Origin of the sequence: Paenibacillus sp. FSL M7-1414 (assembly GCF_038003195.1) — a bacterium.
In the GTDB taxonomy this organism is placed as follows: Bacteria; Bacillota; Bacilli; order Paenibacillales; family Paenibacillaceae; genus Paenibacillus; species Paenibacillus amylolyticus.
In genome coordinates this window covers 2,921,500-2,929,388 of record NZ_JBBOOS010000001.1, presented here as the reverse complement: position 1 = coordinate 2,929,388, position 7,889 = coordinate 2,921,500, and the positions used below count along the sequence as shown (strand labels likewise).

Here is a 7,889-nt window from a genome sequence, read left to right as displayed (position 1 = left end):
TAAACATGGGATGAAAACAGACAAATATTAATCCTCAATCAGCTCATATTCGCTTAATAAATCTTCAAGATCCTCTAATGACAAATCACTAAATCCATAGTCGGAAGATGTCTTCTCCGCATGTTCTTTGCTGATACAGTGGTCAACCACCTGTTCAATTGCTTCGATATAATAATGGTTTAAATTAAGAATCATTTCCTCTGAAAACGCAGAATTGGTATAGGTTGTGCTAAGGGTCAGGTTTCCGTTATAGATGGCTACATTCAGCTCAATCGGATTCATGCGGGCAATGTGCTCGCCCATGCTTTTTCCCGGTTTAAAATGCGAAGCATGAACCCACCCGGATTGTGCAGATGCTCCGATCTCTCCCAAATAGTTAAATAGAATTGGAGCCTTTTTCTCCGCCTGTAACTCCGGCATCCGGGCCACATATTTCAGCGCTCCATAGCTAAAGCCCTTATGCGGTACCTTGCGCAATCCTTCTTTCACCCGTTTGATGGTGGTCGCAAGTTCGTCCTCCGCTTCTCCCTCCAGCAGAACCGGGTACAGAGTCGTAAACCAGCCCACGGTGCGGCTGAGATCGATACCTTCCAGCACATCTTCCCGACCATGGCCTTCCAGGTTTACCTTCAGCTTCAGCTCACCCGTCAGCTTCCGCACCGCAAGGTACAGCGCACTGAGTAACAGATCATTGATCTCCGTCTGGTAAGCCCGGTTGCTCTCCCGCAGCAACTGCTGGGTGACTTCCGCACTCAGGGTGCTTTGCTGGGTATGACTGTCCGCAAATCGATCCGGGCCTGCCGCTTCCTCTTGCTCTCCTAGGTTCAGTCCAGTCTCCTCCGCCGCAAGTCTACTCCAATAGGCTCGTTCCTTCGCGGCCTGCGGGCTGTTTGCGTAATCCTGCAAAGCTTCCGCGAAGCGCTGGTAAGAGTCCGTCTTCTCGCCCGCATCCAGCGCTTCTCCCCGCTCCGCCTGCTGATACAGCACTTCCATGTCCTCCAGCAGGATTCGCCAAGACACTCCGTCTACGACCAGGTGATGAATCGCCAGCAGCAGATGGTCACCGTCCTCGGCTTCAAACCACCCGACTTGCACCAGCTTGCCCTCTTCCAAGTTACATGCCTGCTGTACCCGGGTAGCCGCCTCATAGACCTGACGCTCCGGTTCATCCCAGCCCCGTATATCAAATCGGTGCAGGGTATACATCCGCTCTCCGGTACGCACCGGGCAGTTGAACTGGCGGACACTGCCATCCGGTTGTATCTCATATCTCATGCGCAGCGCATCATGCTGCTCCAGCAACCGATCCAGCACCTGTTCCAGCACGTCCGGCTTGAACCCGGCCGCCCGGTGCAGCATGAAGGACTGGGTGAAGTGATTTCGTTCCGTTATGTTGTTCGCAAAAAACCACTGCTGAATCGGGGTCAGTCGCACTTCTCCTTCCACAGGCTCCTGGCTCCGACGCTCACGCTGATCCCATTTCACATACGGGGAAAGGTCCCGGATCTTCGGATAGGCAAACAAATCCCGGACCTCCATCCGCAGTCCTGCCCGGGCCAGACGTGATCCGATCTGGAGTGCTTTGATGGAGTCTCCCCCGGAGACAAAGAACTGGTGATTGATGCCCAGCTCCGCCATATTCAGCACGTCACGCCAAACTTCCACCAGTATGCGCTCCACCTCGCTACGCGGTGCTTCCGTCTCCGGCCCGGCAGGCAGATGATGGTCCGGCTCCGGCAACGCCTTGCGGTCCAGCTTGCCATGGGACGTCAGCGGCAGCTGCTCCAGCTGCACCACATAGGCTGGGATCATATAATCCGGCAGTTCCGCTTCCAGCCAGTCCCGAACGGTAGCAGCTGTCCACACTGTTTCGCCTTCGGCGACAACATAGGCGCATAACGCCCCATTTCCCTGCGGGTCCTGATGAGCCAGAACCGCTGCTTCCCGGATCGCCGGATGTTTCAGCAGTTGTTGCTCGATCTCGCCAAGCTCAATCCGATAGCCACGGATTTTCACCTGTTGATCGGTACGTCCCATAAATTGCAGGTTGCCATCAGGCAGCCAGCGCACCAGATCACCTGTCCGGTACATTTTGCCGCCGGGTTCATGCGGGTTGTCCACAAATTTCTCCAAAGTCATGTCCGGATTATTAAGGTAGCCCCGAGCTACACTGTTGCCGGCAATGTATAGCTCTCCTGCTACACCAACCGGACATAATTGATGATCACTATTCATCACATACGTCCATATGTTAGGGAGCGGCTTACCAATCGGAATGTTGCCGTGAACCTGGTCTACCCGTTGGTAGGTGGTAGCGACGGTGTTTTCGGTAGGTCCGTATGCATTGATCAGCGGGTAGTCAGGGAGAAACGAAAGTTTCAGCTGTTCTCCTCCAGCTATCAGCAAACGCAATGAGGTATTAGGTTGATGGATAAATACTTCACATACCTTAGGCGGCAACGTGATCAATGTAATGGAGTGTGCATTCATATATGCGTTTAACTGTGACATATCCAGGCGCAAATGAGATGGGATGATATGCAGTTCGGCCCCTACCACCAATGCAGGAAAAATATCGATAATAGACCCATCAAATGTAATTTGTAAATAATTAGCTGCACGATCTCGTTCCGTTATCTGCTGAGATTCACTGAAGCCATAACAGAAATTGGCGAATGATCCATGCTCAATTAATACACCTTTGGGCAATCCGGTTGAGCCTGAGGTATAAATGATGTAGGCCAGGTCATGGTCATCATGTTTTATTTTTGACACGCCATGCCGAGCCGATCTTCCACCCTTCTCCCGAATGCTCTGTATTGGTGAGCAATGATCGTCAACCACCAAGGCTTCACAGGAAACCCTGACTCTGGTCACTTGGGATAACAAATGTGCTTGAGTTACAACCACGCTGGCACCGCTATCCTCCAGCATGTAGCGAATACGTTCCTCGGGAAAGGCTGGGTCCAAAGGCATATATGCTCCACCCGATTTGAGAATACCGAGTAAACCAACCATCATTTCCAAGGAACGATCCATCATAATGCCTACAGGCATTTGCTTATGCACCCCAAGATCCAGCAGAGCTTCCGCAACATCGGTAGCCCGTTCATTCAGTTCGCTATAGGTTAGTTGTTGCCCGTCATATACAACAGCTACTTTATTGGGAAAATGAATTGCATGGTCTGCAATCTGTTCCGGAACGGATTTTCGTTGGGCGTAGTCCCGAACATTGTTGTTGAACTGGTACAGCAGCAGCTCCCTTTCCTTTTCCGTCACCAGATTGATCTCACCAATGGTGCGTTGAGTATCGTTTACAATCTCTTTCAAAATTTCGTTATAATGTCCGGCCAGTTTCTCAATGGTCTCTTCTTTGAAAAGCCTGGAGGCATACCCGTAAAACATCTCTATACCCTCCGCTGCCTCCAACGCGGTTACGCTCAGATCAAACTTGGCTGTGGGATGACTGAACGGATAGTATTCAGCCAGCAAACCATTAGCGTCCGTTCCCGTTGTCTGTTCAGCCTGAAGGGTAAACAGCGTATCGAATAGCGCACTCCGACTTGCATCCCTTTTCACTTCAAGTTTGCTTACCAGTTCATCAAACGGATAGTCCTGATGGGCAAAGCCATCAAGCGTAGTATCCTTAATATGATGAAGCAACTGCTGCAAGGACATATCGGGTTCAGGATAGAAGCGTAATGCCAGCGTATTAACAAACATACCCACCATATCTTCCAATTCCGGATGCTCTCGTCCTGCCACCGTAGTCCCTATAATGATGTCATCCTGGGAAGTGTATCGGGCAAGAAGTATCGTATATGCGGTTAACAGCAAAACAAACAGCGTTACACCGTTTTCGGCAGCCAGCAAACGCAGTTTTTGTGTCAGTTCGGAATCCACTGCAAATTGAAGCCGGTTTCCTTCATGACTCTGAATCGCAGGTCGGGAGAAATCGAGCGGCAAATTTAACACGGGCAATTCACCTTTAAGCATGTCTGTCCAGTATTGCTGGTACTCTTGCCTTTGCTCCTGTTGTTCCGGGGCCAGAGACCATTCAGCATAATCTTTATATTGAAGGGTTAATGGTGCCAATTGTTTATGTTCATAGATTTGCCCTATTTCCTGGATAAGGATATCCATGGACACCGCGTCTGAAATCAAATGATGCATATCAAGACATAAATATTGGCTGGTCTCCGTTTGCCATAATGCAGCTCTGAACAAAGGGGCCTTCTCCAGATCAAAGGGTTGGATAAATGAATGTATGAACGGATCGAAATCCTGTTGCAACCCGCTGCCTACAAGAAGATTGAAGTTCACTTGGGCATGAATACGCTGCACGGGCTCACCATCGATTTCTGTAAAAGAAGTTCTCAGCCCTTCATGTCTATGAATCATTTCAAGCAATGTCTGCTCCATTCGTACCTGTTCAGTTTCTTTGGACAAACGGATAATAAATGGCATGTTATACATCAAACCCGTTTGCTGCACCCGATCCAGAATGTAAAGTCTGCGCTGTGCTGCGGACAATGGATAATAGGGCTTTTCGTTTGCCTTTTGGATTCGGAAAGTGCGCTGTGTCTCCACTGTTAGAAGCCAGGCAGCCAGCTGCCTGATTGTAGGCATGTTAAAGATATCCTTAAGTGTAATCCGAAGCTCTAACTTTCTCTGAATGGCTGACATCATGGCAAATGCTCTCAAAGACTGACCACCCAGTTCAAAAAAGCTATGATCTACACCAATCGGCCGAAGTTCCAATATCTCTTCCCAGATGGATGCCAGTATACATTCCAGCTCATTGCTTGGGGCCACATACGTCGTATTGGCCATGCTGTCCACATCGGGATGGGGCAAAACGTTAAGATCTGCCTTGCCATTGAGGGTACGTGGAATTTGCTCCAAACTCATAAACCATGAAGGAATCATATAAGCCGGCAATCGCTCTCTCGCATGTGTTTTCAGTTCATCAAAGCCATGCCCATGCTCTGGCGAATTCCAAACAATATACGCACATAGGCAGAGCTGACCCTTCTGATCTTTTTGAGTTATAACCACAGCGTCGCTTACATCAGGATGATCTGTCAGATGATGCTCCACTTCCCGAATTTCAACGCGATAACCACGTATTTTAATTTGTTCATCATTTCTTCCAAGAAACTCAATATTTCCATCCGGAAGCCATCTCCCCATATCCCCGGTGCGGTACATTTTATTCGCCGGTGCAAGCAGATGATCTACAAAACGGGATTGTGTGAGCTCGGCAAGGTTGAGATATCCGTTAGCGACCCCTGCTCCGCCGATGTATAATTCCCCTGCTACACCAATCGGAACGGGTTGTTGATGTTCATCAAGTATAAACACCTCATAGTTACCAAGAGGACTGCCTATGGGAATTGATACTCTTCCTTCGTCCTGTGGCATCACACGATAATATGTAGCACATACCGTTGCTTCGGTAGGTCCATATGAATTGTACACCTGAGCCGAACCGACCATATTCCGGACATATTCGTATTTCAGGACGTCCCCGCCACTGATAAATTTCATGTTGGCATGTGGACGCAGATGCCTGTTTTTGTCCAACTCGTTCAGAAGAAGTGGGGAACAGCTTAAAACAGTGATGTTCTCTTTTTCAATCTGCATAACCAGGTCATCCACATGCGTTTCGTTGAGCTTGCCACTAAGAACAATACGTCCGGATACAGCCAGCAACGGAAATACTTCCTCAGTGAACGCGTCGAACGAAAAGGACACCACCTGAAGAACCGCATCTTCCTCTGTTAGCGGTACTCTGTTCAAAAATGCAGAGATATAGTTCAATACATTTCCATGAGTCGTCATAACTCCCTTCGGCGCACCTGTCGAACCTGAAGTATAGATCACGTAGGCCAAATCACCTTGGTGATTCACTCGTTCCGGGTTGCCTGGCTCCATATGTTCAATCTCCGGATTGTCCATCGCCAGCTCGGATGTGACGTGGAGCTTGTCTCTCAAAGGACACCCGTTCAAAAGCAACACAGCCCCGCTATCCCTGAGCATGTATGATACCCGGTCATCAGGCAATTCAGGATCAATGGGCAGATAAGCAGCCCCTGCCTTGAGAACTGCCAGTATTCCAACAATCATGTCCAAGGATCGCTCCACCATAACACCAATGATCGAATTGGGCTTTCCCCCTTTCATTCGAAGCAGGCGTGCCAGCTTGTTTACTCGTTCATTAAGCTGCTTGTACGACATGAATTTTTCCCCGTGGACTACTGCGATCCGTTCAGGTGTAGATGCAGCGCGTTCTTCAAACCAATCATTTAATGTGCCCTGGTACGAATCCACTCGCTTGCCATTAAACTGAACCAACACCTGATCTTCTTCCTGTCTGGACAACATGCGAAGCTGACTTACCTTTTGCGTGGCGTTTAACGCAATCTGATTCAACATATTCATCAAGTGACTTAAAAAACGTTCCATGCTATTTTTGGCAAACAATTCGGAAGCATATTGCAGATCCAGTTTCATATGACTGCCGTAATGGATTACGGTGAGACCGAGATCAAATTTGGAGACTGGCAGATCGAATTCACACATTTCCGCTTGAAGCTGACCCAGTTGGAACACATAATCCTCGGCGTGCTGCAAATCAAACATCGTATCAAACAGCGTGTGTCTGCTTCGATCCATGGGTAAGTTCAGTTTCTCAATCAGTTCATCAAAAGGATAATCCTGATTCTCATATGCGGACAAGGTATGCCTTCTCACCTGATTCAAAAACGCGCCGAATGTCTGCTCCGGGTCGATGTTATGTCGTGTTGCTATTGTATTGGTGAACAAACCGATTACTGATTTGAGATGATCATGCGACCTGCCTGCGATCGGGGTACCCACTATAATATCTTTCTGTCCAGTATATTTAGATAAAAGGACTGTGTAAGCTGATAAAAGCAGCATATACATCGTTACGTCATGCTCATCGGCAAGGCGCTGCAAATTTCTCGTTAATTCCTGATCCAATTCGGTAACCATTCGTTGACCGGCATAATTTTGCTCTGGCGGGCGTGCATAATCCAGAGGCATTTGAAGTTGTGGCAGTTCCCCACTCAGCGTATCCAGCCAATATGTTTCCTGCTTCTTCAGATCACCTGAACGTTCTTTGGCTTTCTCCCATGCTACATAGTCCTTGTACTGGATGGAAACAGGTGTCAACGGTTTTCCACTGTACAGTTCAGCCAGTTCATTCAAAAACAGCGCAAATGACATCCCATCGGATACAATATGATGCATATCCATGAGCAGCACATGCTGATCTTGATCCAAGCGGACCAGTTCCGCCCGCAGCAGCGGAGCCAGCGTTAGATCAAAAGGTCGAATAAATTGTTTGATCTTGACCAATATATCTGCTTCATTCCGTTCACTGAAATCAAGCTTAAACCGAATTTCAGGGTGAATCTTCTGAGCAGGCTCACCCCGATCATCCACAAATGACGTTCGAAGTGCTTCATGTCTCTCCATCACGCGCCCAATCGCTTCTTCAAGTAAATCCAGTTCGAGATGACCCGTCAGCTTCACCGCCATTGGAATGTTATAAGCAATTCCCTGATCGTCCATTTGATGCAGAATATACATTCTTTTCTGAGCTCTGGACAGGGGGTACATCTCGTTGGTCGACTCTTGAGCCTTTGGAATAGGCGCATTCCATACTTCTTCCTGATGGATCAGAAACTGAATAAGAGCCTGTTTGTGTTCTTTAATCTGTGATTTAAGGTCAGCATCGATTTCCTCACGCGGTCCGATCATTTTGATTTTTCCGTCTTGATGGTACAATTTCACATTTCTTCTCTGTAAATGATTCATAAACTCCGCAATGTTCATAGGAATTCACCATTCCTTTCAGT

1 protein-coding gene is annotated in these 7,889 nt (G+C 48.3%); it reads right to left on the bottom strand.

Going from position 1 to position 7,889, the window contains the following annotated elements:
• Window positions 1–27: 27 nt before the first annotated feature.
• On the bottom strand, window positions 28–7,866 hold the full coding sequence (locus MHH92_RS12970) for an amino acid adenylation domain-containing protein (RefSeq protein WP_340904097.1): 7,839 nt from the start codon (window positions 7,864–7,866) through the stop codon (window positions 28–30).
• Window positions 7,867–7,889 lie beyond the last annotated feature (23 nt).